28 protein-coding genes are annotated in these 25,353 nt (G+C 64.8%); 10 read left to right on the top strand and 18 right to left on the bottom strand.

Translation table 11 applies throughout. The features are described 5' to 3' along the window. Positions 1 to 5: 5 nt before the first annotated feature. The 5 genes from Q4G22_RS03185 to pip all read right to left on the bottom strand — a co-directional run bounded on the left by Q4G22_RS03185 (position 6) and on the right by pip (position 4,435). A complete protein-coding gene (locus tag Q4G22_RS03185; protein WP_303384450.1) occupies positions 6 to 623 on the bottom strand; it encodes an RNA-binding protein in 618 nt (205 codons plus the stop codon). A gap of 15 nt (positions 624 to 638) precedes the next feature. Continuing rightward, the gene (gene nusA, locus Q4G22_RS03180; protein WP_303384449.1) at positions 639 to 2,249 is read right to left on the bottom strand and encodes a transcription termination factor NusA; all 1,611 of its coding nucleotides are present in this window, start codon (positions 2,247 to 2,249) and stop codon (positions 639 to 641) included. A gap of 6 nt (positions 2,250 to 2,255) precedes the next feature. Next, on the bottom strand, positions 2,256 to 2,861 hold the full coding sequence (gene rimP, locus Q4G22_RS03175) for a ribosome maturation factor RimP (RefSeq protein WP_303384448.1): 606 nt from the start codon (positions 2,859 to 2,861) through the stop codon (positions 2,256 to 2,258). 131 nt (positions 2,862 to 2,992) lie between these two features. Then, entirely contained in the window at positions 2,993 to 3,445 is a 453-nt protein-coding gene (locus Q4G22_RS03170) for a TspO/MBR family protein (protein ID WP_303384447.1), read from the bottom strand. A gap of 24 nt (positions 3,446 to 3,469) precedes the next feature. Further along, positions 3,470 to 4,435, bottom strand: a complete 966-nt coding sequence (pip, locus tag Q4G22_RS03165; protein ID WP_303384446.1) for a prolyl aminopeptidase — start codon at positions 4,433 to 4,435, stop codon at positions 3,470 to 3,472. A gap of 47 nt (positions 4,436 to 4,482) precedes the next feature. On the opposite strand from pip, the gene ubiG reads away from it, so the two are divergent. Beyond that, on the top strand, positions 4,483 to 5,229 hold the full coding sequence (gene ubiG, locus Q4G22_RS03160; protein ID WP_303384445.1) for a bifunctional 2-polyprenyl-6-hydroxyphenol methylase/3-demethylubiquinol 3-O-methyltransferase UbiG: 747 nt from the start codon (positions 4,483 to 4,485) through the stop codon (positions 5,227 to 5,229). A gap of 15 nt (positions 5,230 to 5,244) precedes the next feature. Continuing rightward, complete coding sequence (locus tag Q4G22_RS03155; protein ID WP_303384444.1) at positions 5,245 to 5,955, top strand: TenA family protein; 711 nt, start codon at positions 5,245 to 5,247, stop codon at positions 5,953 to 5,955. Here Q4G22_RS03155 and Q4G22_RS03150 read toward each other — a convergent pair. The 4 genes from Q4G22_RS03150 to Q4G22_RS03135 form a co-directional block, all read right to left on the bottom strand. Continuing rightward, positions 5,946 to 6,419, bottom strand: a complete 474-nt coding sequence (locus Q4G22_RS03150) for a MarR family winged helix-turn-helix transcriptional regulator (protein WP_303384443.1) — start codon at positions 6,417 to 6,419, stop codon at positions 5,946 to 5,948. The two genes, Q4G22_RS03155 and Q4G22_RS03150, sit on opposite strands and share 10 nt — an antisense overlap. Positions 6,420 to 6,440: 21 nt before the next feature. Beyond that, positions 6,441 to 7,304 (bottom strand): carbon-nitrogen hydrolase family protein, encoded by an 864-nt coding sequence (locus Q4G22_RS03145; RefSeq protein WP_303384442.1) that lies wholly within the window; start codon positions 7,302 to 7,304, stop codon positions 6,441 to 6,443. A gap of 88 nt (positions 7,305 to 7,392) precedes the next feature. Further along, positions 7,393 to 7,656, bottom strand: a complete 264-nt coding sequence (grxC, locus tag Q4G22_RS03140; RefSeq protein WP_303384564.1) for a glutaredoxin 3 — start codon at positions 7,654 to 7,656, stop codon at positions 7,393 to 7,395. Positions 7,657 to 7,810: 154 nt separating this feature from the next. Beyond that, the gene (locus tag Q4G22_RS03135) at positions 7,811 to 8,566 is read right to left on the bottom strand and encodes a ComF family protein (protein ID WP_303384441.1); all 756 of its coding nucleotides are present in this window, start codon (positions 8,564 to 8,566) and stop codon (positions 7,811 to 7,813) included. Between Q4G22_RS03135 and Q4G22_RS03130 the strand changes: the two genes are divergently transcribed. The 6 genes from Q4G22_RS03130 (at position 8,565) to Q4G22_RS03105 (ending at position 13,051) form a co-directional block, all read left to right on the top strand. Further along, the gene (locus Q4G22_RS03130; protein WP_303384440.1) at positions 8,565 to 9,404 is read left to right on the top strand and encodes a methyltransferase domain-containing protein; all 840 of its coding nucleotides are present in this window, start codon (positions 8,565 to 8,567) and stop codon (positions 9,402 to 9,404) included. The genes Q4G22_RS03135 and Q4G22_RS03130 overlap by 2 nt on opposite strands. Beyond that, positions 9,401 to 10,423 (top strand): ferrochelatase, encoded by a 1,023-nt coding sequence (gene hemH, locus Q4G22_RS03125; protein WP_303384439.1) that lies wholly within the window; start codon positions 9,401 to 9,403, stop codon positions 10,421 to 10,423. Before Q4G22_RS03130 ends, hemH begins: the two co-directional genes overlap by 4 nt. A 66-nt stretch (positions 10,424 to 10,489) precedes the next feature. Then, entirely contained in the window at positions 10,490 to 10,741 is a 252-nt protein-coding gene (locus Q4G22_RS03120; protein WP_303384438.1) for a hypothetical protein, read from the top strand. 12 nt (positions 10,742 to 10,753) lie between these two features. Further along, positions 10,754 to 11,464 carry an Asd/ArgC dimerization domain-containing protein gene (locus Q4G22_RS03115; protein WP_303384437.1) on the top strand — a complete coding sequence of 237 codons (711 nt, stop codon included), beginning with the start codon at positions 10,754 to 10,756 and terminating at the stop codon, positions 11,462 to 11,464. Positions 11,465 to 11,567: 103 nt separating this feature from the next. After that, positions 11,568 to 12,143, top strand: coding sequence for a TetR/AcrR family transcriptional regulator (locus Q4G22_RS03110; protein ID WP_303384436.1), 576 nt, complete (start codon positions 11,568 to 11,570; stop codon positions 12,141 to 12,143). Then, positions 12,140 to 13,051, top strand: coding sequence for a DMT family transporter (locus tag Q4G22_RS03105; protein ID WP_303384435.1), 912 nt, complete (start codon positions 12,140 to 12,142; stop codon positions 13,049 to 13,051). Before Q4G22_RS03110 ends, Q4G22_RS03105 begins: the two co-directional genes overlap by 4 nt. Before the next feature lie 657 nt (positions 13,052 to 13,708). Here the strand turns inward: Q4G22_RS03105 and Q4G22_RS03100 are convergent. Then, complete coding sequence (locus tag Q4G22_RS03100) at positions 13,709 to 14,359, bottom strand: L,D-transpeptidase (RefSeq protein ID WP_303384434.1); 651 nt, start codon at positions 14,357 to 14,359, stop codon at positions 13,709 to 13,711. 233 nt (positions 14,360 to 14,592) lie between these two features. Here Q4G22_RS03100 and Q4G22_RS03095 point away from each other — a divergent pair, with 233 nt between their 5' ends. Next, a complete protein-coding gene (locus Q4G22_RS03095) occupies positions 14,593 to 15,147 on the top strand; it encodes a CAP domain-containing protein (protein WP_303384433.1) in 555 nt (184 codons plus the stop codon). Positions 15,148 to 15,289: 142 nt separating this feature from the next. Here Q4G22_RS03095 and Q4G22_RS03090 read toward each other — a convergent pair whose 3' ends face one another. The 6 genes from Q4G22_RS03090 to Q4G22_RS03065 form a co-directional block, all read right to left on the bottom strand. Then, on the bottom strand, positions 15,290 to 15,829 hold the full coding sequence (locus Q4G22_RS03090) for a murein L,D-transpeptidase family protein (RefSeq protein ID WP_303384432.1): 540 nt from the start codon (positions 15,827 to 15,829) through the stop codon (positions 15,290 to 15,292). A 64-nt stretch (positions 15,830 to 15,893) separates the two neighbouring features. After that, entirely contained in the window at positions 15,894 to 17,120 is a 1,227-nt protein-coding gene (locus tag Q4G22_RS03085) for a class I SAM-dependent RNA methyltransferase (protein WP_303384431.1), read from the bottom strand. Further along, positions 17,117 to 18,961: an ABC transporter ATP-binding protein gene (locus Q4G22_RS03080; RefSeq protein ID WP_303384430.1), complete on the bottom strand. Its 1,845-nt coding sequence runs from the start codon at positions 18,959 to 18,961 to the stop codon at positions 17,117 to 17,119. Before Q4G22_RS03080 ends, Q4G22_RS03085 begins: the two co-directional genes overlap by 4 nt. Then, positions 18,958 to 20,097, bottom strand: a complete 1,140-nt coding sequence (locus Q4G22_RS03075; RefSeq protein WP_303384429.1) for a CCA tRNA nucleotidyltransferase — start codon at positions 20,095 to 20,097, stop codon at positions 18,958 to 18,960. Before Q4G22_RS03075 ends, Q4G22_RS03080 begins: the two co-directional genes overlap by 4 nt. Beyond that, a complete protein-coding gene (locus tag Q4G22_RS03070; RefSeq protein WP_303384428.1) occupies positions 20,094 to 20,687 on the bottom strand; it encodes a CoA pyrophosphatase in 594 nt (197 codons plus the stop codon). The genes Q4G22_RS03075 and Q4G22_RS03070 overlap by 4 nt, the downstream gene beginning before the upstream one ends. Next, positions 20,684 to 21,685 (bottom strand): Hsp33 family molecular chaperone HslO, encoded by a 1,002-nt coding sequence (locus tag Q4G22_RS03065; protein WP_303384427.1) that lies wholly within the window; start codon positions 21,683 to 21,685, stop codon positions 20,684 to 20,686. The genes Q4G22_RS03070 and Q4G22_RS03065 overlap by 4 nt, the downstream gene beginning before the upstream one ends. Before the next feature lie 569 nt (positions 21,686 to 22,254). Between Q4G22_RS03065 and Q4G22_RS03060 the strand changes: the two genes are divergently transcribed. Continuing rightward, a complete protein-coding gene (locus Q4G22_RS03060; RefSeq protein ID WP_303384426.1) occupies positions 22,255 to 23,637 on the top strand; it encodes an ammonium transporter in 1,383 nt (460 codons plus the stop codon). A gap of 45 nt (positions 23,638 to 23,682) precedes the next feature. Here the strand turns inward: Q4G22_RS03060 and Q4G22_RS03055 are convergent, their stop codons facing one another. Both Q4G22_RS03055 and purU read right to left on the bottom strand, forming a co-directional pair. Beyond that, on the bottom strand, positions 23,683 to 24,327 hold the full coding sequence (locus Q4G22_RS03055) for an XRE family transcriptional regulator (RefSeq protein WP_303384425.1): 645 nt from the start codon (positions 24,325 to 24,327) through the stop codon (positions 23,683 to 23,685). A 137-nt stretch (positions 24,328 to 24,464) separates the two neighbouring features. Continuing rightward, complete coding sequence (gene purU, locus Q4G22_RS03050; RefSeq protein WP_303384424.1) at positions 24,465 to 25,352, bottom strand: formyltetrahydrofolate deformylase; 888 nt, start codon at positions 25,350 to 25,352, stop codon at positions 24,465 to 24,467. Between the last annotated feature and the right edge of the window lies 1 nt (position 25,353).

Raw genomic sequence — 25,353 nt, 5'->3', positions numbered from 1 at the left:
CGTCATCATTCCTTCTCGGCGGACGAACCGCCGTCATGCCCGCGCAGACCCGTCAGTCTGCCCGCATCCCGTATCACTTTGTCGGTCAACCCACCCGGCGCAAGCGCGCCGTGTATGACATGATCGCGCCCAAAGGACAAACCCAATTCTGAGGCCGTCAGGCAGCCGAACCAGCGTCCGCCCGTGGGCGTCCACAGCTTGCCCTTGCCCCTGTCCGACCCGTCGCTGGCTTGCAGCAAAACCTTTGCCCGGCCCTCGGCCAGCCAGCCCTTTACCTTTTCAAACCCGGCCACCGCATTGCCCGCCTTGCGTGCCAGCGAGACCAGATCCACCACCCGCCGTGCCAGCCCGGCTTCGACCTGATCGGCCAGATCGTCGGGCGCCCCCAGCGGCGTGCGCGCGGCGCGGGAAAACAGCCCCTTTGCCGCCGCCTTTTCAATCGCCGCACGGTCGGCGGCAACCCACATGCCACGGCCCGGCAGTTTTTCGGCCAGATCCGCCACCACCGTGCCGTCGGGTGCCGCGACAAAGCGGACCAGCCCATGCTTGGGCTGGCTTTCGCCCGTTGCGATACAGCGCCGTTCCGGCTGATCGCGGTCCTTGTCGCGCCCCCCACGGGTCATCGGCGGGTCCGGGACTTACGCCCCGGCCTCCTCTTCTTCGGTGCCTTCGGCGGTAGCAGTTTCCAGTTCCGCCGGATCGACCCAGCCCAGCATGACGCGCGCGGTCATCACCAGATCCTGCGCGGTTTCCAGTGTCACACCAAAGGATTCCAGCAGTCCGTCATCCTTGACGCGCGCGCCGTCCACCGTGGTCCAGCCGCCCGCCAGTTCCCAATCGGCGCAGGTGGCGAAATCTTCCAGCGTTTTTACGCCATCCTTGGCCAGCGCCTCGACCATCTGGGGATTCAGCCCCTCGAATTCAATCAGGCTGTCCTCGGCGCCCAAGGCGCGCGCGTTTTCCAAAGCGGCGCGGTTCGCCGCCTCCAGCACGTCGCGGGCGCGGGCCTGCAATTCGCCTGCCGTGTCCTCATCGACGCCTTCGATCGACAGCAGTTCGTCGATCTCGACATAGGCGACCTCTTCCAGATTGGTAAAGCCTTCGGCCACCAGAAGCTGAGCGAAGAATTCGTCCAGATCCAGCTTGTCCATGAACAACTGGGTGCGGGCGTTGAATTCGGCCTGACGGCGTTTCGATTCTTCTTCCTCGGTCAGAATGTCGATGTCCAACCCGGTCAACTGGCTGGCCAGACGCACGTTCTGGCCGCGGCGACCAATGGCCAGCGACAGCTGTTCGTCGGGGACCACGACTTCGATGCGGGTCGCGTCCTCGTCGAACACGACCTTGCTGACCTCGGCCGGTTGCAGCGCGTTCACAAGGAAGGTGGCCTGATCTTCCGACCACGGGATGATGTCGATCTTTTCGCCCTGCAATTCGCCGACAACGGCCTGAACGCGGCTGCCGCGCATCCCCACGCAAGCGCCCACCGGATCGATGGAGTTGTCATAGGAAATCACGGCGATCTTGGCGCGAGAGCCGGGGTCGCGGGCGACGGCTTTGATCTCGATCACGCCGTCATAGATTTCCGGCACTTCCATCTTGAACAGTTCCGCCATGAACTGCGGATCGGTGCGGCTGAGGAAAATCTGCGGGCCACGGGTTTCGCGGCGCACGTCCTTGACATAGGCGCGGATGCGGTCGTTCGGGCGATAGCTTTCGCGGCCGATTTTCTCGTTCCGGCGCAGGATCGCCTCGCCCCGGCCCACGTCAACGATGATGTTGCCGTATTCTTCGCGCTTGACGACGCCGTTGATGATGGTGCCGGCGCGGTCCTTGAATTCTTCATACTGGCGGTCACGTTCCGCCTCGCGGACGCGTTGCAGGATGACCTGCTTGGCTGATTGCGCGGCGATGCGGCCCAGTTCGACCGGTGGCACCTCGTCCGAGATGATGTCGCCGACCTGCGGATCGGCCAGATAGGGGCGGGCCTGTTCGACGGTCAGTTCGGCCTGATAATTTTCCACCGCGTCATCTTCGACCACGGTGCGCACGCGGGTAAAGGTGGCGTTTCCGGTCTTGCGGTCGATCTTGACCCGGATGTCCATTTCCGCGCCGTAACGCGACTTGGCGGCACGGGCCAGACTGTCCTCCATCGCTTCGATGACCAGTTCCGGTTCGATCATCTTTTCGCGGGCAACCGCTTCGGCGGTCTGCAACAGTTCAAGCTGGTTGGCAGAGGTGATCGCCATGCCTGTTCACTCCTTGGTGTCGGTGCTGTCGGCACCTTCGTTGTCGTCGGTTTCGATCTCGTCAAAGGCGGATTCGTCGAGATTGCCGATCTCGACCCCGGCTTCTTTCTTCTGGCGCAACATTTCGCGGATCAGGTCGTCGGTCAGCACCAGTTTCGCATCCGACAGCCAGTCGAAATGCAGCCCGATGGTGCCTTCTTCGATGTTCAGCAACACCTCGTCCCCCTCGATCCCGGCCAGAACGCCCTTAAAGCGTTTGCGCCCGTCGATGGGCTGGTTGGTGTCCAGCCTGACTTCATACCCCTCGAAAGTCTCGAAATCCTTCATCCGGGTCAGCGGCCGGTCGATGCCGGGGCTGGACACCTCAAGATGATAGGCATCCTCAAGCGGGTCTTCCACGTCCAGCGTGGCGCTGACCGCGACGGAAATATCGGCGCAGTCATCGACATTGATGCCGCCTTCGGGGCGGTCGGCCATGATCTGCAAGGTCGCGGTCTTGCCGCCTTGCAGGCGGATGCGCACCAGTTCGAACCCCATATCCTCGATCACCGGGCTGATGATTTCGGCCAGCCTGCGGTCGATGGCGGTCTTGGCGATCAGATCGTTGGACATGTGATCCTTTCGGAAATGAAAAACGGGCCTTCAAGCGGCCCGCATCCTGCATCCGGTGGGGCAGGGTGTGGACCCCCGCGCCGCTGTTAATCGCCATATAGCGACAACCGCCCCGCAATGCAAGGGGGCGCTCAGACACCTGCGCCGGGGTTGTTCTGCCAGATGCTGAAATTCAGCGCTGCCGCGACCGACAGCCACAGCAGATAGGGCACCAGCATCGCCCCCGCCACCCGGTCCAGCCGCAGCGCCAGCACGGTCAGCGCCGCCACCACCAGCCACAGCAGCGTGATCACCGCCATGCCCATGCCTATCCGGTGCGCGCCGAAAAAGACCGGAGTCCACAGCGTGTTCAGCGCGATCTGCGCCGCCCACAGCGCCATCACCACCCCCGCGCCCGGCAGATGCGCCAGCCGCGCGCCGGCACCGGCCATCAGCACATAAAGCGTGATCCAGACCACTGGAAAGGCCCAGCCGGGCGGGGTGAACCACGGCTTTTGCAGGCCGTCATACCATGCGCCGGGCGGGAACAGCGCGCCGGTTGCAGCGGCGGCACCGCAGGCGATCAACAGGATCAGAAATGTCATCTGCGTGTCCGTATCCGAAAAAACTCAGCCGCGCAGCCCATCCATCGCGCGCACAAGGGCGGCGGCAATGCGCGGTTCGGACAGGGCGTGGCCGCTGGCGGGGATCATCCGCAGATCGCAGCGCGGCCAGCCCTGCGCCAGTTCCCACGCCGTCTGTGGTGGGCAGACCATATCATAGCGGCCTTGCACGATGATGCAGGGCAGATGCGCGATTCGCGGACGGTCGCGCAGCAACTGGCCTTCGTCCAGAAAACAGTCGTTGACGAAATAGTGGTTCTCCAGCCGGGCAAAGGCGCGGGCGTAATCGCCGGGCACCTGTGCGTTGCTGCTGGATTCCAGCCCGGCAAGGGCGTTTTCCCACATCAGCCATGGCACGGCATAGCGGGTTTCCGTTGCCGGATCGCCACTGAACAGGCGGCGGTGATAGGCGGCGATCAGGTCGCCCTGTTCGTCCGGCGGAATCGGGGCGCAGAACCGCGCCCACAGATCGGGGAAAAATCGCCCCGCGCCGCCGCCATAGAACCAGTCCAGTTCGCGCCGCTGTCCCAGAAACACGCCGCGCAGCACCAGCGCCGTCACCGCATCGGGTTGCGCCTGTGCCACGGCCAGCGCCAGCGTGGCGCCCCAGCTGCCGCCGAACAGGATCGCGCGCTGGATGCCCAGTTCGGCCCGGATTGCCACAACGTCGCCGATCAGATGCGCGGTGGTGTTCGCATGGACCGAGGCATGGGGCTGCGAGCGTCCGCAGCCGCGCTGATCGAACAGCACGACGCGGTAATGCGCCGGGTCGAAAAACCGTCGCATGAACGGGCTGCACCCGCCGCCCGGCCCGCCATGCAGCACGATCACCGGCTGTCCATCGGGGCGGCCGCATTGTTCGACATAGATGAAATGGCCATCACCCCGGTCGATCATCCGGCGATCGAACGGTTCGGCTGCGGGATAAAGCCGCGCCGGTGCTGCGGCGATTTGTTCTGCCAATCTGTCCATAGGCCAAGTATAAGGCCAAGGCATGATCCCGCCAAGCAGGAGCCGACATGACCGCCACCCGCCCGACCAGCATCGACAGCAGCGAGGTTTCCAAGTTCGAGGCGATGGCCGCCGAATGGTGGGATGAAAAGGGCAAGTTCCGCCCGCTGCATCTGATGAACCCGGTGCGGCTGGATTACGTCGTGCGGCAAATTGCCACCGAATTCGCCCGTGATCGCAGCGGCGCACAGCCCTTTGCCGGGCTGCGCGTGCTGGACATCGGCTGCGGCGGCGGGCTGATGGCCGAACCGCTGGCCCGTCTGGGCGCCGATGTCACCGGCGCCGACGCGGCCGAGGGCAACATCGCCGTGGCGCAGGCCCATGCCCGGCAACAGGGGCTGGCAATCGACTATCGCGCCACGACAGCAGAATCGCTGGCGGCTGAAGGGGCGCAATTCGATGTGGTGATGGCGCTGGAGATCGTGGAACATGTCGATGGCCCGGCCGATTTCGTCGCCACCTGCCTGTCGTTGCTGAAACCGGGCGGGCTGCTGGTCATGTCCACGCTGAACCGCACCCCGCAAAGCTTTGCCGCCGCTATCATCGGTGCGGAATGGGTGATGCGCTGGCTGCCGCGCGGCACGCATGAATGGCACCGCTTTATCACCCCCGACGAACTGGCGGCGATGATCGACCGGGCGGGCGCTCAGGTGGTGGACCGGCATGGCGTCGTGTTCAACCCGCTGCGCTGGTCCTTTCACCTGTCGCCGCGCGATCTGTCGGTGAACTATCTGATCGCGGCGCGCGCACCCTGACACAAGGAAAACGGCATGGCTGATTACGGCACGATTTTCTCCCTGTGGCGCGCGGATGCCGGGGCATTGTGGCCCGATTATACCCGGCACCGCTTTGTCCGCGAACTGGGCGACGGAACGCTGCCGCGCGCGGCATTCCTGCATTATCTGGCGCAGGACTATCTGTTTCTGATCCACTTTTCGCGGGCATGGGCCTTGGCCGTGACCAAGGCTGACAGCATCGACGAAATGCGCCATTGCGCGGCCACGGTTCATGCGCTGCTGCATCTGGAACTGCCGCTGCATATCGGCATCTGCGCCGAAGCCGGAATGTCCGAGGCCGATCTGGCGGCGGTGGATGAGCGGATCGAGAATCTGGCCTATACCCGCTATGTGCTGGATGCGGGGCATTCGGGCGATTTTCTGGATCTGCTGGTCGCGCTTGCGCCCTGCGTTCTGGGCTATGGCGACATCGGGGCGCGGCTGCTGGCCGGGGCGCATGATGATCGCTACGCCGACTGGATCAAAACCTATGGCGGGGCCGATTATCAGGATCTATGCCGGTCAGTGGGCGCGCTGATCGACGCCGCCGCCGAACGCCGCCTGGGGGCTGAGCCGCAATCCAGTCCGCGCTGGCCATCGCTGTGCGGACGGTTCCGCACCGCCACCCGGCTTGAGGCCGGATTCTGGGACATGGGCCTGCGCCCCGACGCGGGACAAACGGGTGGGGCAGGGGATCAGCCCTGAACCTCCAGCCGCTTGCGCAACTCGCGCAGGACGGGCAGGGCGGCGCGGACCCGTTCGGCGCCGATGTCGCGGACCAGATCGGTTATCAGCGGCGTAAAGGCCGCCACCGCCGCGTCGCGCGCGGCCCGGCCTGCGGGGCTGATCGACACGAATTTGCGCCGGGCGTCATCCCAATCGGGGCGGATATGCACATGCCCGGCCCATTCCAGCCGCGCCAGCGTGTTCGTCATCGCGCCGCGGGTGACACGGAACGATTCCGCCAGTTCGGCGGGGGTGCGTTCTTCGTTGATATGGGCCAGCAGGTTCAGCACGGAAAAATGCGACAGTTGCATCCCGCGCGGCAGCACCCGTGAAATCAGCGTGCGCGACAGTTGATCCGCGCTCAGCAGTTCCGAAAACAGGCTGGCGGCCAGCCGGTCGGGCTGGAGGTCGGCGCTGGCCAGAGAGGACGAGGCACGGTTCATGGCTGGTTTCCCGGCTTTTACTCAGACGGCGCGAAAATGGCGGTCATGACGGATCGAGGGCACGCGGGCGCGGGCCTGTGCGATGGCCTGCGGGTCAAGATCGGCGATGGTGACGCCGGGCGCGGTGCCGCCATCGGCCAGCATCTTGCCCCAGGGGTCCACCACCAGACTGTGGCCATAGCTGTGCCGTGGCCGCCGGTCAGGCGTATGCGGGGCCGGGTGGCTGCCGCATTGCGCGGGGGCCAGCACGAAACAGCCGGTTTCAATGGCGCGGGCGCGCAGCAGGGTTTCCCAATGCGCCGCCCCGGTGGTGGGGTTAAAAGCGGCGGGCACGGTCAGGATTTCGGCCCCGGCCTGCGCCAGCTGCCGGAACAGATGCGGAAAGCGCAGGTCATAGCAGATGGTCATGCCGATGTTCAGCGGGCCATCGGCCAGAACGGCGCGCTCGCCGGGGCGGAAGGTCGCGCTTTCGCGGAATTGTTCGGTTTCGGAAATATCTACGTCGAACATGTGGATCTTGTCATAGCGCGCGGCGATGGTGCCATCCGGCGCAATCAGAAAGCTGCGATTGACCAGGCGGTCATCGCCGGGCGGCGGCGGATCGGGGCGCAGCGCCAGCGATCCGATCAGCAGCCAGATGCGATGCCGCGCCGCTGCCTGACGCAGCGCGGCCAGCGTGATGTCATCCGATTCGGTCTGCGCCAGTTCCGATTGCCGGGCGCGGTCGGGGGTGATGAAATTCGTCACCTCGGGGGTCAGGATCAGCCCGGCCCCCTGCGCCGCCGCCTGTTCGATCATGGCCAGCGTCTGGCCCAGATGCGCCTGCGGATCGTCGCTGGCGGTCATCTGGATCAGGCCGATGCGAACAGGGGCCAAGAGAGTCATGTGGTCTCATCTGTCTGGAACGAAAGCGATTTGCCCAGACTGAACTGTGCAGCGCGCTGGGGCAAGCCACACATCTGCTGACGCTGCGTCAGGTCGGCGGGTTCAGCAGCGGGTCCAGTTTTCCGTCACGGTCCAGCGCGTGCAGATCATCGCTGCCGCCGATGTGTTTGCCGTCGATGAAGATTTGCGGCACGGTGCGTCGCCCGCCTGCGCGCTGCGTCATTTCCGCCCGCAATTCCGGCTGCGCACCCACGTCGATATTTTCAAAGCTGACGCCCTTTTTCGTCAGCAACGCCTTGGCGGCGTTGCAATAGGGGCAGGTGGCGGTGGCGTAGATTTCGATCCGGGGCATGGGGGCGTTCATTGAAGAGGCTTCCTTGAATTTTTCCGGCTCTATCTAGGGCGTGATTGCCGGTTTTCCCATACCCCGGTGCCGGTTCCGCACCGCGCGCGCATCCCAAGCCGCGTATTTGGGCAAACAGCACGCCGGGCCGCCGGTCTGCGGATCAATCCTGTTTCACCGCCCGCGCCAGCGTGACCACCGACACCGGGCCGGAACCAGCGTCGATCAGGGCATTCGCCGCCTCGGTCAGAGTGGCGCCCGAGGTCATCACGTCATCGACCAGCAGCACGGCACGGCCCTGCACGGTGCGGGCACGGCGATGCGGCACGGTCAGGCTGCCGGCGATATTGGCGAAACGGTCGGACACACCTTTGTGATCCTGCCCCTCGGTATGGCGGGGGCGGGTCAGCAGGTCGGGGATGTGATCCAGCCCGCGCAGCCGCGCCAGCCCGGCCGACAGCAATTCGGCCTGATTGTATTTGCGTTTCAACAGCCGCCGCCAGTGGATCGGCACCGGGGCGACGATCATGCCCGGCCGGATCAGCGGTGCCGCCGCGCGCGACAGCCAGCCCGCCAGCGCCGGGGCCAGATCGGCCCGGTCGCCGTGTTTCAGGGCCAGCACGATGCCTCGCCCGGTTCCGGTATAGACCATCGCCGCCCGGCCCGCGCGCCACGGGCGCGGCGTGCGCAGGCATTCGTCGCAGATGGCCAGATCGGCGATGCCGGTGCCGTCATCGGGCAGGGGGGCGCCGCAGCGGGTGCAGCAGGTGCCGGTGATGAACCGCGTTTCGCGCCAGCAGTCGGGGCACAGGCCGCCGTCTTCGCTGACGCCATCGCCGCAGCCAAGGCATTGCGGCGGATACAGCAGCCGCAATGCGCCTTTCATCACGCTGCGAAGCCCATTATGTTGCAGCCCCATGCGGACCCCTTCCCCGAATGACCGACCGACACTGGCCGACCGTGATGCGCTGATGACGCGACGCGTCCGTGCCCTGCGCCGCGGCCCCGACGATTTCCTGCACCGAATCGCCGTCGACGAGGTGCAAGATAGGCTGGCCGAGGTTAACAGGCGGTTTACGTCCGAGGCTGTCGTGACCGGCCTGCCCGATTTATGGCGCGGCTATCGCCCGCAGGCCCGCGTGGTTGCGGATGATCCGGTGCTGGATCTGCAACCCGGCGCGCATGATCTGGTGATTCACGCCATGGCGCTGCATTGGGCCGATGATCCGGTCGGGCAGATCATCCAATGCGCCCGCGCCCTACGCCCTGACGGGTTGTTCATGGCTGTGCTGCCGGGCGGCGAAACCCTGGCCGAACTGCGCGCCGCGCTGGCCGAGGCCGAGGCGGCGGAAACCGGCGGGCTGTCGCCGCGCGTGCTGCCGATGGCGGAAATCCGTGATCTGGGCGGGCTGTTGGGCCGGGCAGGGCTGGCGCTGCCGGTGGCCGATCAGCTGCACCTGCCCGCCAGCTATCGCAGCATCGCCGATCTTGCGCGCGATCTGCGCGGCATGGGCGAATCCAACGCCATGGTCGCCCGCCTGCGCCGCCCGACGCGGCGCGGCGTCTTTGCGCGCGCCGATGCGACCCTGCATGAGCGTTTCCCCGACCCTGACGATCCCGCGCGGTTCCGCACCGCCTATGATCTGATCTTCCTGACCGGCTGGTCCCCCGACGACAGCCAGCAGAAACCGCTTCGCCCCGGTTCGGCCCAGATGCGGCTGGCCGATGCCCTGAACCTTGACAGGACCAAGCCATGAGCCATTTGCCAGCCAGCCACCCCGCCATTCCCCCCGCCAAGGTGGGCATCCTGATCGCCAATCTTGGCACGCCCGATGGCTATGATTACTGGTCGATGCGCCGCTATCTGAACGAATTTCTGTCGGACAAGCGGGTCATCGACTATCCGGCGTGGAAATGGCAACCGCTGCTGCAAGGCATCATCCTGACGAAACGGCCCTTTACCTCGGGCGCGAACTACAAGTCGATCTGGAACCACGAGGCGAATGAAAGCCCGCTGATGACCATTACGAAACAACAGGTTGCGGCGCTGCGCGAGGCCGCGCAGGCGGAATGGGGCGACCGGGTGATGGTCGATTTCTGTATGCGTTACGGCAACCCGTCCACGCAGGATGTGCTGGAGCGGATGACCCGCGCGGGCTGCACGCGGATCGTGTTCCTGCCGCTTTATCCGCAATATGCCGGGGCGACCTCGGCCACGGCGAACGACCAGCTGTTCCGCGCACTGATGGCGCAGAAATGGCAACCCGCCGTGCGCACGGTGGAGCCCTATTTCGACCGCCCCGACTATATCGACGCGCTGGCGCAATCGGTGGAACGCGCGCTGGGCGGCAAGGTGCCGGGCAAGCTGGTCGCCAGCTATCACGGGATGCCGCGCCGTTACCTGATGGAAGGCGACCCCTACCACTGCCAGTGTCAAAAGACCTCGCGCCTGTTGAAAGAACGGCTGGGCTGGCCTGACGGGGTGATCGACACCACCTTTCAATCGGTGTTCGGCACCGAGGAATGGCTGCGGCCCTATACGGTCGAACATGTCGCCGAACTGGCCAGGCAGGGGCATACCGACATCGCCGTCATCTCGCCCGCTTTTGCCGCCGACTGTATTGAAACACTTGAGGAAATTCAGGGCGAGATCCGCGAGGCATTCGAACATGCGGGCGGTCAGCAGTTCACCTATATCCCCTGCCTGAACGACGATCCGGCGCATATTCAGGTGCTGCTGAACGTGGTGTGCGACAATATCGGTGGCTGGGTCTGACGGCGGGTTCTTGATCGGCGGGGTGATCGGTGTCACACGCTGGCCTGATTGCAGCAGGAGAACGGCATGAGCCTTCGCGTCGGGATCGTCGGCATCAGCGGTTTTGGCGGCGGCGAGGCGATGCGCCTGATCGCGAACCACCCGTCCTTTGAACTGGTCTATGCCGCGGGCGAGGGCAGCGCGGGCAGCAGGCTGGCGGAGCGTTTTCCCGGTGTGCCTGCCAGACTGGCCGATCTGGTGATCGAGAAATGGAACCCCCAGGCGCTGCCGAAACTGGATGTGCTGTTTGCCTCTTTGCCCACCGGCACGTCAGCGTAGGCGCTGGCGCAGGTGCCGCAGGACGTGAAGATCGTCGATATTGGCGGTGATCACCGCTATGCGCAGGGTTGGGCCTATGGCCTTGCCGATGTCTGGCCGGATCAGATCAGGGGGCAAAGCCGCGTCGCCAATCCCGGCTGCTTTCCCGCCGCGACGCTGACCGCGTTGGCGCCGCTGCTGGCGGGCGGGCTGATCCAGCCGGGTCATATCGTGATCGACGCCAAGACCGGGATTTCCGGCGCGGGCCGAGGTGGCGACAGTAAATTCGGTTACGCCGAAAGCAATGAAAACCTGCAACCCTATGGCCTGCTGAACCATGTCCATATGCCCGAGATGGCCACGACCATCGAACGGCTTGGCGGCGGCAGGTCTGATGGGCTGGTCTTTACGCCGCACCTGGTGCCGATGACGCGCGGCATCCTTGTGACGATCTATTGCCGGGGCAGCGCGACCACCGCGCACTGTCTGGATGCGGCGCGCCGCTTTTATGCCGGGCGGAGTTTTGTCCGCGTGACCGACAGGCCGCCGCAGACGAAATGGGCCAGCGGCTCGAACCTTGCTTTTGTCAGCTATGCCGCTGATCCCGCGCGCAATTTGGTGATTGCATTGGGCGTGGTTGATAATCTTGGCAAGGGTGCGGCGGGGCAGGCGGTGCAGAATGCGAACCTGATTTGTGACCTGCCCGAAACCACCGGGCTGGATGGCCTGCCGGTCTGGCCGTGAAACATTGATCTGAATTTCGGCAACCGGGCGACGCTGGGCCTTGCCCGCAGCGCGTGTGTTTTCGGGACTTGAAATAGATAGACCGATCTATCTATAAGGCGACATGACACAGAACACCCCCACCCCCGATTCGCCCCGCGACCGGCTGCTGAGCGCCGCCGCTGCGCTGTTTTATAACGATGGCATCAACGCCACCGGCACCGATGCGATCATCCGGCGCGCGGATGTGGCGCGGCAAAGCCTGTATAACAATTTCGGGTCCAAGGCCGGGCTGGTGGCGGAATATCTGACCGCGCGCCATGCGGAATGGCTGGCGCTTCATGCGGCGCGGGCGGCGGCGGCACAGACCCCGGCGGATCGGGTGCTGGCGGTGTTCGACGCCTATCAGGACCACGCCGAAGACGCCTATGAGCGCGGCTTTCGCGGCTGTGGCCTGCTGAACGCCGCCGCTGAACTGCCCGCCGACCACGCGGGCCGCGCGGCCGTGCGCCGCCACAAGGAACAGGTCGAGGGGCTGTTGCGGGATGCGCTGGCCGGCCTGACCGCCACCCCCGAACCCATTGCCCGCCACCTGTCCTTTCTGCTGGAGGGCGCGATCACCCGCGCGGGGTTGGAACGCAGCAGCGCCTGCGTGATCGAGGCACGACAGATGGCCGCCGCTATGTTGAGGGCGTTATGAACGACTATATGATCGGAGTGCTGGCGGTGCTGTTCGCCTCGCTTGTCTGGGGGACGACCGGCACGGCGGCGACCTTTGCCCCCGAGGTGGGCGCGGCGGCCATCGGCGCGGCGGCGATGGGGATCGGCGGGCTGATGCAGGCAGGGCTGGCCGGGCGCGGGATCGCGCGCGCGTTGCCGGAGCTGCGGGCGAACTGGCTGCTGCTGCTGATCGGCGGGGTGTCGGTGGCGATCTATCCGCTGGCGTTTTATGGCTCGATGCGGCTGGCGGGGGTGACGATCGGCACGGTCATTACCATCGGTTCCGCCCCGCTGCTGGCGGCGCTGCTGGAACGGGTGCTGGACGGCACCCGCCTGACCGCGCGCTGGATGGCGGGGGCCGCGCTGGGGCTAATCGGGATGGCGCTGCTGTGTATCGCTGAGAGCACCGGCCACGCCAGCGGCGGGCAGGGGCAGGTGCTGCCCGGTGTCGCGCTCGGGCTGATCGGCGGGCTGACCTATGCGGTCTATTCCTGGGCCGCGCGCGGGCTGATGCTGCGTGGCATTCGCGGGCGCGTGGCCATGGGGGCGGTGTTCGGGCTTGGCGGGCTGATGCTGATGCCGGTGCTGATCGCGACCGGCGCGCCGTTTCTGGCGTCATGGGGCAATGCCGCTGTGGGGGCCTATATGGCGGTGGTGCCGATGTTCCTTGGCTATGTCGCCTTCGGCATCGGCCTTGCCCGCATCCCCGCCAGCACCGCCACCACCATTTCCCTGTCCGAGCCGGTGATCGCCGCCATGCTGGCCATCGCCATCGTGGGCGAACGGCTGGTGCCGATGGGCTGGGCCGGGGTCGGGCTGATCGTGGCCTGTCTGGCGGTGATCACGCTGCCCGCGCGGCTGTGGTCGCGCCGGGTGGCGGTGGCGTAACGCCATGGCGCTGACCGATGGTTTGCGGTCGGGCTTTCAGCAAACGCGCCTTTGCCCCCACCGGGCCAAGCTGCGGCCCGCCGGGCAGGCCCGGTTCATCAAGCCTGAACCACTGTGCAAGGCACTTGGGCGGTTATCTTTGGTGGATGCGATGTGCTGATCGTCCACGAAAGCACCGGCGGGAACACGACATCAAAGATCGCCAAAACCTCATACCCGATGCTGCGCTTATTATGGGTGACGATGCTCTCCATGATAACCGGCGGCCAAGGGGCTGACGGTGGTGCCCAGCCCTTTACGCAGTCTGTGGATGAAGGCGGCTTCTGCCGTCGTGCCGAATTCGACGGAACCACCACGCGGGCGCAGACCTTTGATGCGTCCGGCATCATCCAGAACCTTGGCCGCCCAAAGGGGGACCGCGCCCGTGCAGGCCGAGGGCCTTCAGGTGGATACGGAATGCAGGGTGCCAGATGGTCATCCACAGGCGTGCCCCGGTCGCCGCCGCAACGTGCGCAGCCTGTGTACAGGTTGTGTACAGGCTGTGCACGCCCTGTGCACGGGTTGTGCAACAAAAAACCCAGCAAATGCTGGGTTTTTTCCTTTTGCCCCGTTGCACGGCAAACCGCGCAACGCTCGCCCCCGTTGCGCGGCCTGCGATCAAATCAACAATACCTGCGTGCCGACCTTGGTGTTGTCATACAGCCATTTGATATGTTCGTTATAAAGACCGACGCAACCGTTCGAGGATTTGCGCCCGATCTTGCGCGTGTCATGGGTGCCGTGGATGCGGTAATATTGCCAGCTCAACCACAGCGCGTGTGTGCCCAAGGGGTTGTCGGGACCGGGGCCGACGAAATCGGGCCAGTCGGGATTGCGTTTCTTCATGTCCGGGGTCGGTGCCCAACTGGGGCCTTCGACCTTGCGGATAATCTCGGTCCGGCCGCGGCGGGTCAGGTCTTCGCTGACCGGGATCGAGGTCGGATACATGCGATAGGTCTGCCCGTCCTCGGACCAGTAGGACAGCGCGCGCGAGGTCAGATCGATCAGCACCGCGCCATTGGTCAGGTCGGTGAAATAGGGCCGCCAGTCCAGCACCCGAAAGGACGAGGTGTTGCGGCGGTTGTCCTGTGCGGCGTCATATTGCACCGCGCCGAAATCAGGGGTGGCACCCGGTGTGGCGCCGGTGATAGGCTGGCCGGTATAGGGGTCGATGGCTTGGGCAAAGGCCTGCGGCGCGATCAGACCCGCAGCACCGGCAACGGCGGCTGATGTCAGGAATGCGCGGCGGTTCAGCGCGGGGGTTTTCATCGGTGTTGTCCTTTGTTCTGCGCCTGCCCGGTCTTGTGCCGGGTCCGGCTGCTCGATTCTGCCGGAGGTATATTGCCGGAAGATAGGCGCCGAGTCTTTGCCGCATCAAATCAAACGGATGTCATTGATCCGGGGTGTGACATTCCTGCGGCATCACGTATTCTTGGGTTTGATTGCGCCCGGCGTCCCGGATAATGGGCGGAAAAACAAAATCGAGTGGACGAGGGAATGTCATGCGCAATGTTCAGGCCATTGCCGTTCTGGCCATGCTGGCACTGTCGGGGTGTAACACCCAGTTACAGGTGCCGCCTTGGGCCGGAGGAGGTGCCGCCGCACCGGAATCCGGGGTTATCGCGCCCGATACCGGGGCTGCGCCGGTCGCCTATACCATCACCCAGGCCGAGGGGCAGCAGATTCCGGGCCGTGTTCTGGCGCAGGTCAACAGCCTGCGTGCGGGCAGCGGATTGGCGCCGCTGATGCTGTCGCCGCAATTGTCTTCGGCGGCTGCGGTGCACTCGCGTGATATGGCCGGGCAGAATCGGGCCTGGCACTGGGGATCGGACGGATCGTCCCCGTCAGAGCGGGCGCAGCGGCAGGGCTTTTACGGGCATGTGCTGGGCGAGAATATTTCGGAATCCTATGAAAACGATATGCAGACGCTGAACGCGTGGATGCAGGTGCGCGACACGCGCGACATCATCATGGACCCGACGGCGACCCAGCTTGGCTTTGCCTGGTATCAGGAAGACACGCGCAAGATCTGGTGGACGCTGTTGACCGGACGCTGATCGTCGCGGGATAGGACGCCCCCTTGCGCTATTCCGGCACCCGTCCCCGGCGTCCTGGGGCAAACAGCAAGCGGATATGACAAGGCCCCGGAGATGATTCCGGGGCCTGTTTCATTACGACGCTTGCGGCGCGCAGTGGCGATCAGGGGTTGATGATGATCGGCACGCCGGTGGTCAGCATGGCGTAGATTTCTTCGATTTCGCTGTCCTCGACGGCGATGCAGCCGGCGGTCCAGTCTTTCTTGCTGGCGCTTTTGGCGGCTGCGCCTTCGGCCCCGCGACCGTGGATAAAGATGTCGCTGCCCGCGCGAAAGCCCATGGACTGCGCAAAGGCGGTGTCCTGCGGGTTGGGATAGCTGACCCCGACCGACAGGTGATAGCTGCTGCGCGGGTTAAAGCGGTCGATGAAATACACGCCTTCGGGGGTTTTGCCGTCGCCTTCAAAGCGTTTGGCCCCCACCGGCTGGTTGCCCAGTTCGATGTCGTAGGATTTCAGCACCGTCTGGCCGCTGATCAGGTGCATTCGTCGCGCGCCTTTGTTGACGACGATCTGCGTGACCGGCGGTCCGTCATAGCTGCGGAACTTGGATGGGGTAGAGGACAAACTGTCGCCGCCACCGCCACAGGCCGCCAAAGCGGTCAGCAGGGCAAGCGCAAGGAAATTGCGAATAGCTCGGATCATCACTGCCTCGGGAATCGCGCTGATGCGCTGTTATATCTGAGCAATCCCTAACACATGGTTAGCGTCAATTCCAGTTTCGGCGAAAATGCGCTGCGATTTCGACATGCGGCGACCAGCGGAACTGGTCGATGACGTTTAAGCGGGTGATCGCGAATCCGGCATCGGCCAAAATCCGCGCGTCACGGGCGAAATTCACCGGATCGCAGGCGACAAAGGCGACTGTTTTCATGGTCGAGGCGGCGATCTGGCGGATCTGGGCTTCGGCCCCGGCGCGGGGTGGGTCGATCACGATTGCGTCAAAGCGCGCCAGTTCATCGGGCAGCAAGGGGCGTTTCGCCAGATCACGGGTTTCGGTCGTGATTCGGCGCAGCCCCTGCGCGCAGCGCCATCCGGCGTCCAGCGCGGCCAGCGGGGCGGACAAGCCCTCGACCGCGTGAATCTGGGCTTGTTCGGCCAATGGCAGGGCAAAGGTGCCGATGCCTGCATACAGATCGGCGATACGTATGGCTCCGGTGATCGCCGCGCGCACCTCGGCCAGCAGGGCGGCTTCGCCCTCTGCCGTCGCCTGCAAAAAGGCGGCGGGCGGCGGCACCACCAGCGCGCGGCCCATCGGCAGGGCGGGCGCGCGGCGGGTCAGCGGCACATCGCCCCATGTCAGCCGCGCCAGATCACCCTGCGCCGCCAGCCCGGCCAATTCTTGCGTCAGCGCCGCATCGGCAGGCTTGCCGCCCGTCACAGTCACATCCAGCCCGGCTGGTGTGTGAATGACGGTCATCGACACCTCGCCCGAGCGCGAGGCCCCTGCCGCCACGATCTGCCGCAGCAACGGCAGTGCGGCCATGATGGCGGGGTGCAGCACATGGCAGTCGGTGACATCGACGATCACATCCGAGGCCCGCGCATGGAACCCGACCAGCGCGCCCTTTTTCGTCCGCCGCGCCGACAGCACCGCCCGCCGCCGCGAGCGGGGCGGCGAGGTATGGACGGCATCCACCGCCCGGCTAATCCCCTGCGCGGCCAGCGCGGTTTCCACGACCTGCTGTTTCCAGTCGGCCACAAACCCGTCGCTGGCGTGCATCAGACTGCACCCGCCGCAGGCGCGGTAATGCGGGCAGAGCGCGCGCACCCGGTCGGGCGAGGGGGTGATGATGCGTGGGGCGGGGATGCGGCCATCCTCGGCCTGCCCCTCGATCACCTCGCCGGGCAGGGTCAGCGGGGCAAGGGCGCGGTCATCGCCCGACACCGCCACGCCATCGCCGCGGCGCCCCAGCCTTTCGATGGTCCAACTCATTCCGCCGCCTCGTCCACCGCCAGAAACCCGCCCGACTGCCGGTTCCAGTAACGCGCGTAAAGCCCGGCCTTTGCCAGCAGTTCGTCATGCGTGCCGCTTTCCACGATCCGGCCCTGATCCAGCACGATGATGCGGTCCAGTTCGGCAATGGTGGACAGGCGATGCGCGATGGCCAGCACGGTCTTGCCCTGCATCGCGCGGGACAGCGCCTCTTGAATCTGCGATTCTACCTCGCTGTCCAGGGCGCTGGTCGCCTCGTCCAGCACAAGGATCGGCGCGTCCTTCAGAAAGGCGCGGGCAAGGGCGATCCGCTGGCGCTGCCCGCCCGACAGTTTCACCCCCCGTTCACCCAGATGCGCGTCATAGCCGGTGCGGCCCGCGTGATCGCGCAGCGTCAGGATAAATTCATGCGCCTCGGCGGCGCGGGCGGCGGACTCGATCTGATCCTGCGTCGCGGCGGGGCGACCATAGAGGATATTGTCGCGGGCGGATCTGTTGAACATCGCCGTTTCCTGCGTGACCATGCCGATCTGACGGCGCAGGCTCTCCTGCGTGACGCCGCGAATGTCCTGCCCGTCGACCAGGATCGCGCCCTTTTCCACGTCGTAAAGCCGCAGCAGCAAGGCGACCAGCGTCGATTTCCCCGCGCCGGACGCCCCGACGATGCCCAGCTTTTCCCCCGGCGCGATGTGCAGGCTCACCCCGTCCAGCCCGCCGACGCCCTTGCCATAGGCGAAATCGACGTCATTGAAATCGACCTGCCCCCGGACGCGATCCAGCACCACCGCGCCCGGCGCATCGGTCAGCGCATGGGGCGGGGTCAGGGTGCGCATCCCGTCCTCGACCTCGCCAATATTGCCCCACATCGCCATCAGCGACATGCTGACCCAGCCGGTCATCTGTGCCAGCCGCATCGCAATCGCGCCGGATGCGGCGACATCGCCGGGCGTCGCCAGCCCCTCCTGCCACAGCATGATCGCCCCGCCGACAAGGATCACCGGCAGGATGCCCGCGACAAACATCAGCGACAGGCGGAACCAGCTGGACACCACGCCGAAATCCAGCGCGCGTTCGCGGAAACCGGCCATGGCGCCTAATGCTGCGCGATCCTCATGCGCGTTATGGGCGAACAGCTTGACGGTCTTGATGTTGGTGATCGTATCGACGACCTGCCCCGTCACCATCGCCCGCGCGCTGGCCCGTTCGCCGGATTTGGCCCGGATACGCGGCAGGAAAAAGCGGATCAGCCCCAGATAGGCGCCCAGCCACAGGATCAGCGCCACGCCCGCCCAGCCATCGACGCCCAGCATAAAGGCGGCCGAGCCGATGACGCTGGCCAGCGCAAAGGCAACCACGTTGACCATATCGGTCGCCACATCGGTGACGGCGCGGGCGGTCTGCATCTGTTTTTGCGCCAGCCGCCCGGCGAAGTCGTTGTCAAAGAAGGTGACGGAATGGCCCATCGTCCAGCGATGCAGCCGCGACATGACCAGAGGCAGGATGTTGGGGCCGATGATCATGGATGATGTCGCAGTGGACAGGCCAAAGATCGCCGGGCGGATCAGCAAAAAGAACACGGCGAACAGGGCGATCAATGCGCCGCTGTCGGCCCAGAACGTCGCGGGGGATGTCAGGGCGACGGCATCGACGACCCGGCCCAGCAGCCACGCCGACAGCACATCCGCGATCCCGCCAAGCGCCGAGGCAAAGGCGGCAAGGCCAAGCCCGCGCCACGCCCCCGAAAGGCACCAGCGGAAAAAGGCGATCAGGCTGTGCGGCGGGGGGCCTTCGGCGGGGCGGAAGGCATCGACCATGCGGCCAAAGCGGGCATGAAGGGTCATCGGTCGGTCCTTGCGGCGGCGATCAGGGCGAGGCGGTCAAGGGTGAACCCGCTGGCGATCCATCTGGTTTCGGCGGTGGCAAGGGCGCGGCCAAGGGCGGGGCCGGTCAGATCGGGCAGCAGATCGGCGGCAGTGATGGGCAGCGGGGCGGCGCTGGCGATGATGGCACGCCAGTCATCGGGCAGGGGCGTGCCGCGTGCCGCCGCAATCAGCGCCGCGTCTGTCGCCCAAGCGGGGCCAAGGTGATAGGCGGTCTTTCCCAACGGCCAATGCCGGGCTTTGGTCAGGTTTTCCTGCGCCTTTGCCTCGGCCCGCGACAAGCGCAGATGGGCGGTGCCCGTTGTCAGCAGGGCAAGGCGGCGCGGCCAGTCGGGCGCGGTGCCGGTGGCCTTTTCCAGCGCGATCAAGGCAGGCAGCGCCTGCGGGGTGGCACCGGGCAGCACATGCGGCAGCACGCCGGTTTGCGCCATCAGCGCCATCGCGGGGCCGGGATCGGGGGCGGCCAGCAGCTTGCGCAATTCGGCGGTGATGCGTTCGGCAGAAATTTTTTCTAGACCAGCCGATAATTCGGTGCAGGCAGCAATGGCATCGCTGTGCACATCCCGCCCATACCACGCCAAAAAGCGGAACAGCCGCAGGATACGCAGGTAATCTTCGGTAATGCGGGCGCGGGCCTTGCCGACAAAGCGCAGGTGCCGCGCCGCCAGATCGGGCAGCCCGTCCACCGGGTCGATCACCCGGCCATCACGCGCGGCGTAAAGCGCGTTCATGGTGAAATCGCGGCGGGCAGCGTCATCTTCCAGTCGGTCGGAAAAGGCGACCACGGCCCGGCGACCATCGGTTTCCACGTCACGGCGAAAGGTCGTGACCTCGAACCCGGTGCCGCCCGACACGATGGTGACAGTGCCGTGGTCGATGCCGGTCGGCACCACGCGCAGCCCTGCCGCCGTGGCCAGTTCGATCACGCGCGTGGGCCGTGCATCCGTGGCGATGTCCACATCCGCCACCACCGCGCCGATCAGCGCGTTACGCACACAGCCGCCGACCAGCAGCGCGCGGTGTCCGCCATCCTCGATCACGTCCAGCACGGCGATCAGCGCGGGGTCATGCAGAAAGGCGGCATCAATCCGGGTCACGCCACGATCCGCCGGGCCAGCGCATACAGGATGCGCGCCGTCGCGCCCCACAGGTAATAGGGGCCAAAGGGTGCGGCGTGATAGGCCCGCCATTGCCCGCGCCAATGCCGCCCCTCGACGCGATAGCGCGCCGGGTCGGTGACATGGGCGAAGGGCAGCCAGAACGCTTCGGCCACCTCGCCGGGTTCGGGCCGAGGGGTGAAATCGCCGTCGATCAACGCCAGCACCGGCGTCACGGCAAAGCCGGTCACGGTGCGGTGCGGCGGCAGGGTGCCAAGGATGCGCAGTTGCGCGGCCTTCAGGCCGATTTCCTCGTCCGCCTCGCGCAGCGCCGCCGCCACCGCGTCGCTGTCACCGGGGTCAACCTTGCCGCCGGGCAGCGCGATCTGGCCGGGGTGGTGGCGCATGGTCGCGGCGCGTTGTGTCAGGATCAGCCGGCCGTTACGGGCATCAAACGCCGCCAGCACCCCCGCCGGACGCAAGCTGCCCTGCGGGGGCGGTGCGTCCGGGTTCAGGTCAAAATCCGAGGTCGGCCCTGCCGTCACCGACAGGGCCTTGTCCAGCAGATCGGGCGACCATGGCCGGATCACGGTTGCGCCGTGATCGGGTTGCCTTGGGCGTCGATGGTCGCCTCGAACCCGAGACTGCGCGGGTCAAAGCTGTAATGCGCGCCGCAGAACTGGCAATCGGCGGTGACGGTGCCTTCGGGCGTGGTCATATGGGCGATGTCCTTCTGGCTGTAGATCGACAGCGTGCCGCGCACCCGGTCTTCGTTGCAGGAACAGCCGAATTCGATCCGCTGCGGGTCAAAGACGCGCGGGCTTTCTTCGTGGAACAGACGCAGCAGCAGGTTGGTGGGCGCGACCGACGGGCCGATCAGCTCCATCGTTTCCACTGTGTCCAGCAGCATGTTGGCGCGGTTCCAATCCTCGGATTCGGCTCCTTGCAGGATGTCGGCGGCCTGGATCACCTCGCCGGTGCCGTCGTCCGCGGGCATCGGCTGGCCGGGCAGGGTTTGCAGCATGATGCCACCTGCGCGGAAGGTGCGGGCTGCACCGGGCTGGCGCGATTCGCCAAAGGCAAGCTGGAACCGGGTCGGCAATTGTTCGGATTGCGCGAAATAGGTCGATGCGCAGGCCGACAGCGATCCGCCCGCCAGCGGGGTGATGCCCTGATAGGGCGTGGTGCCTGTTCCCTGGTCGATGAGGATGGCGAAATACCCCTCGCCGATCTGGTCAAGGAAGGGGCGGGTGTCCAGCCGGGTTTCGTCAAAACTGGCCCATGCGCGGATGCGCGTCGGCTCGCCCTCGGCTTGCGGGGCATAGTAATCGGCGGCGATGGTGCGGATCGCGCCTTTGCCGCGCACCTGAAGCGACAGTTTCCAGCGCAGCTTGATCGTGGGGCCGATCAGCGCGGCCAGCAGCGCCACCTCGGCCACGGCGGCGGCGACGGGGGCGGGGTAGGCATGGCGGCTGAGGATATGATCCAGCACCCCGTCCAGCCGCAGCACGCGGCCACGGATGTCAGGGCGGTCAAGCTGAAAGGGCAGGACGGTATCGTCCCAGGCGATCTGGTTGATCGTATTCATTTTTGGTCCTTATGACATGCGTCTGGCCCGAGGGGGCGGGCACTGTTGGCGCTAATATAGGGCGGGGTCGCGGCGATCCCAAGGGTGGTGCTGATAGCGCGGCTGGTGTGGGGCCAACTCTGTCCTGTCCCCCAAGGTTCTGCGGCACAGGGCATGTTGATAACCAGTCTGTTTCAAGGGGGGTGATTTGTGTGAACCACCGTGGAGCGCGATGGCGAGATACCCCGAAAAGGCTTTGCATCCGCAGGAACTGCGGTGGAGGGGGGCGTCAGCAAAATGCGGTTGCGATGTCGGAAAGCCGTGCGGCACAAGGGGACAGTTGCCCGCATTGCTGCCCGAAGACGGGGCAGGGGGCCAAGGGCCTGTGACAGCCACAGCGATCTGCCGGATTCGCGCTTTGATGAGTGCGGGATCTGCGCAAATCCTGTCAGGAAAATGTGCAGCATGGTCAGCAATCCGGCAAACGCCATAATATTCCTGATGGTTTATTTATTTCACCAAAGGGAATCTTTATCGGTTCTGCGAATCCCCCATCATGGCACCATAACCAAGCTGCAACGGGGAGTTCCATGAAACTCAAGATAATCTGCCTGTGGGCCGCGCTGTCGCCCCATATGGCGCTTGCACAAGAAGCCCGGACAGATTTCAGCGCCGCCGATACCGCATTTGTCGTCATTTGTGCGCTGGTTGTCATGCTGATGACACTGCCGGGGCTGGCGCTGTTTTACGCGGGAATGGCACGATCCAAGAACGTTTTGTCCGTGATGACCCAGATCATCGCCAGTGTCGCGCTGACGTGTGTGCTGTGGGTGACCTTGGGCTATTCATTAGCTTTTACCGATGGCGGACCGCTGAATGCGTTCATCGGCGGGCTGGACCGGGCGTTCCTGTCGGGGATCACGCAGGACAGTCTTGTGGGCACGATCCCGGAATATGTCTTTGTGCTGTTCATGCTGATGTTTGCCGCGATTACGCCGGTTCTGATCGTCGGCGGGTTCGTGGAGCGGATGAAGTTCTCTGCCGTTCTGGTATTTCTGGCGATCTGGCTGATGATAAACTATGTGCCGATGGCCCATATGGCTTGGGGCGGGGGCTGGGTGATTGGATACGAGCCGCAGGATTTCGCAGGCGGTAACGTGGTTCACCTGAACGGCGGGCTTGCGGCACTGGTCTGTGCGCTGATGATCGGTCCGCGCCGGGGCTATGGCACCACGATGATGGCACCGCACAATATGACCATGACCTATACCGGCGGGGCGATGCTGTGGGTCGGCTGGCTGGCTTTTTGTGGCGGATGTGTGCTGGCGATCAACGGCTTTTCCGGGCTGGTGATGCTGAATACGATGGTTGGCGGCGCGGGTGGCGCGCTTGGCTGGATGATGGTCGAGTGGCTGCATCGCAAGCGCCCGTCAACCTTTGGGCTGTTGTCGGGTGCGGTCGCCGGGCTGGTCTCTGTCACTCCGGCTTGCGGCTTTGTTGGTCCGGCGGGGGCGATCGCCATCGGTTTTCTGAGCGCGCCAGTCTGCGTCTGGGCGGTCGAGGTGGTCAAACGCCGCATCGGCTATGACGACAGTTTCGACGTGTTCGGCGTTCATGGCGTGGCCGGGATCATGGGGGGCATCCTGACGGTGGTCTTCGCGGCCCCCAGCCTGGGAGGGCTGGGCTGGCCCGAGGGGCGCAGCATGATGGCGCAAATGGGGATACAATTGGCGATCATGCTGTTTTCCATGCTCTATTGTGTCGTAACGACCTATATCGCCTTGAAAATCACTGCGACTGCGACCCGCGGCCTGCGCGTGGATGCCGAGGCGGAATATGATGGGCTGGATACTGTCGAACATGGTGAGGCGGGCTATCGTCTGGATGACGGGCTGTTCGGCGCTGCGGTGTCTCAGCCATCCGAAACGGTATCAGCCACCGTCATGAAAACGGTGCTGAGCCACACACATTAAGACAACTGCGTGCAAAAGCGGGCGCCTGTGGCGGGGTGCCCGTTTTTATTTGCTTTGCGGATAAGTGATGATCGACAGGTAACGGGCGGGCAGATCAATCAGGTCGACCGGCCCATGCGGCGCGTCGGCATCGAACAGCAGGGTGTCGCCCGGCTCCAGCCGATAGACCTGTTCGCCGTGACGATAGCCAACCGTGCCTTCCAGCATATACAGCAATTCGATACCCTCGTGCTGAAAGGTCGGAAAGCGGTCGCTTTCAGCAGTCAGGACAATCATGTAGGGTTCAACCACCACGCCGGATTCATTCGATCCGATATGCCCCAGCAGGTGATACTGATGCCCCGCGCGGGTTCCGGCGCGGTCAATTTCGACACCCTCGCCCGATTTGACATGCATCGCCCCGCGCGGCTCGCCATAACCTTGGAACAGCTGGACCAGCGGCACCCGCAAAGCATTGGCCAGCACCTGCAACGTATTCAGCGACGGCGAGATCAAACCATTTTCGATTTTGGACAGCATCCCGACCGAAAGTCCGGTCTGCACAGCCAGATCGCTGCCTGTCATGCGCTGACGTTTGCGCAGATCCCGCACCACGCGGCCGATGGCAACCTCAAGATTGCGCTCGGGGGCTTCGCGCAGCGCGTGGGGGTTTTGGGTCAGCTTATCCTGGTCCGGGCGCTTTGTTGTCACATTTCCGCTCCGCTGCGTGTGGTTGGGGACGCTGTTCACCACTGGCGGATGAAAGGCAACCATTTTCACGGCACGAAAACCGGAGGCGCGATCTGATCGCACATCCGATGCTTGCGTCACAGAAAGAAAGCCGGCGATCAGCCCATCCGCTCGCTGGCATAGGAACCGGGCGAGGCGGGGAAGACCACCGTCTTGTTTCCGTTCAGGAAAACCCTGCGATGGATATGGGCATGGATCGCACGCGCCAGAACCTGGCTTTCGACATCGCGGCCAAGGCTGACGTAATCATCCGCCGACTGGGCATGCGTCACGCGGATCGTGTCCTGCTCGATGATCGGGCCTTCGTCCAGATCAGCGGTCACATAATGCGAGGTCGCGCCGATCAGTTTCACGCCCCGTTCATACGCCTGTTTGTAAGGGTTCGCGCCCTTGAACGATGGCAGGAACGAGTGGTGGATATTGATGATCCGCCCGGACATCTTTTTGCACAGCTTGTCCGACAGCACCTGCATATAGCGCGCCAGCACGATCAATTCAGCGTCGGATTCCTCGACGATGCGCAGCAGTTGCGCTTCGGCCTCGGGCTTGTTTTCCGCTGTCACCCGGATGCAGTGGAACGGAAGATCATTGTTCACGACGACCTTTTGATAATCCATGTGGTTGGAAATCACCGCAACGATGTCAATCGGCAGTGCCCCGATACGCCAGCGATACAGCAGGTCGTTCAGGCAGTGGCCAAAGCGGCTGACCATAATGACGACCTTCATCTTTTCGGCTTCGTCGTGAAAACTGGCCACCATGTCCAGTTCAGCCTGAACCGGCGCAAAGGCGTCGCGCAGCGTATCCAGCGCGGCGCCGGTTTCGGCGATAAAGCTGACCCGCATGAAAAAGCGTCCGGTTTCCATGTCGTCGAATTGTGAACTGTCGGTGATGTTGCAGCCATTTTCAGCCAGAAACCCGGCGATGGCGGCCACGATACCGCGACGTGTGGGACAGGCGACGGTCAGGCAGTATTTGTTCGGCATA

Source organism: Paracoccus sp. (in: a-proteobacteria) (genome assembly GCF_030538655.1).
GTDB lineage: Bacteria > Pseudomonadota > Alphaproteobacteria > Rhodobacterales > Rhodobacteraceae > Paracoccus.
The sequence above is the reverse complement of the archived record's forward strand: the minus strand, read 5'-3'. Positions and strand labels throughout refer to the sequence as shown.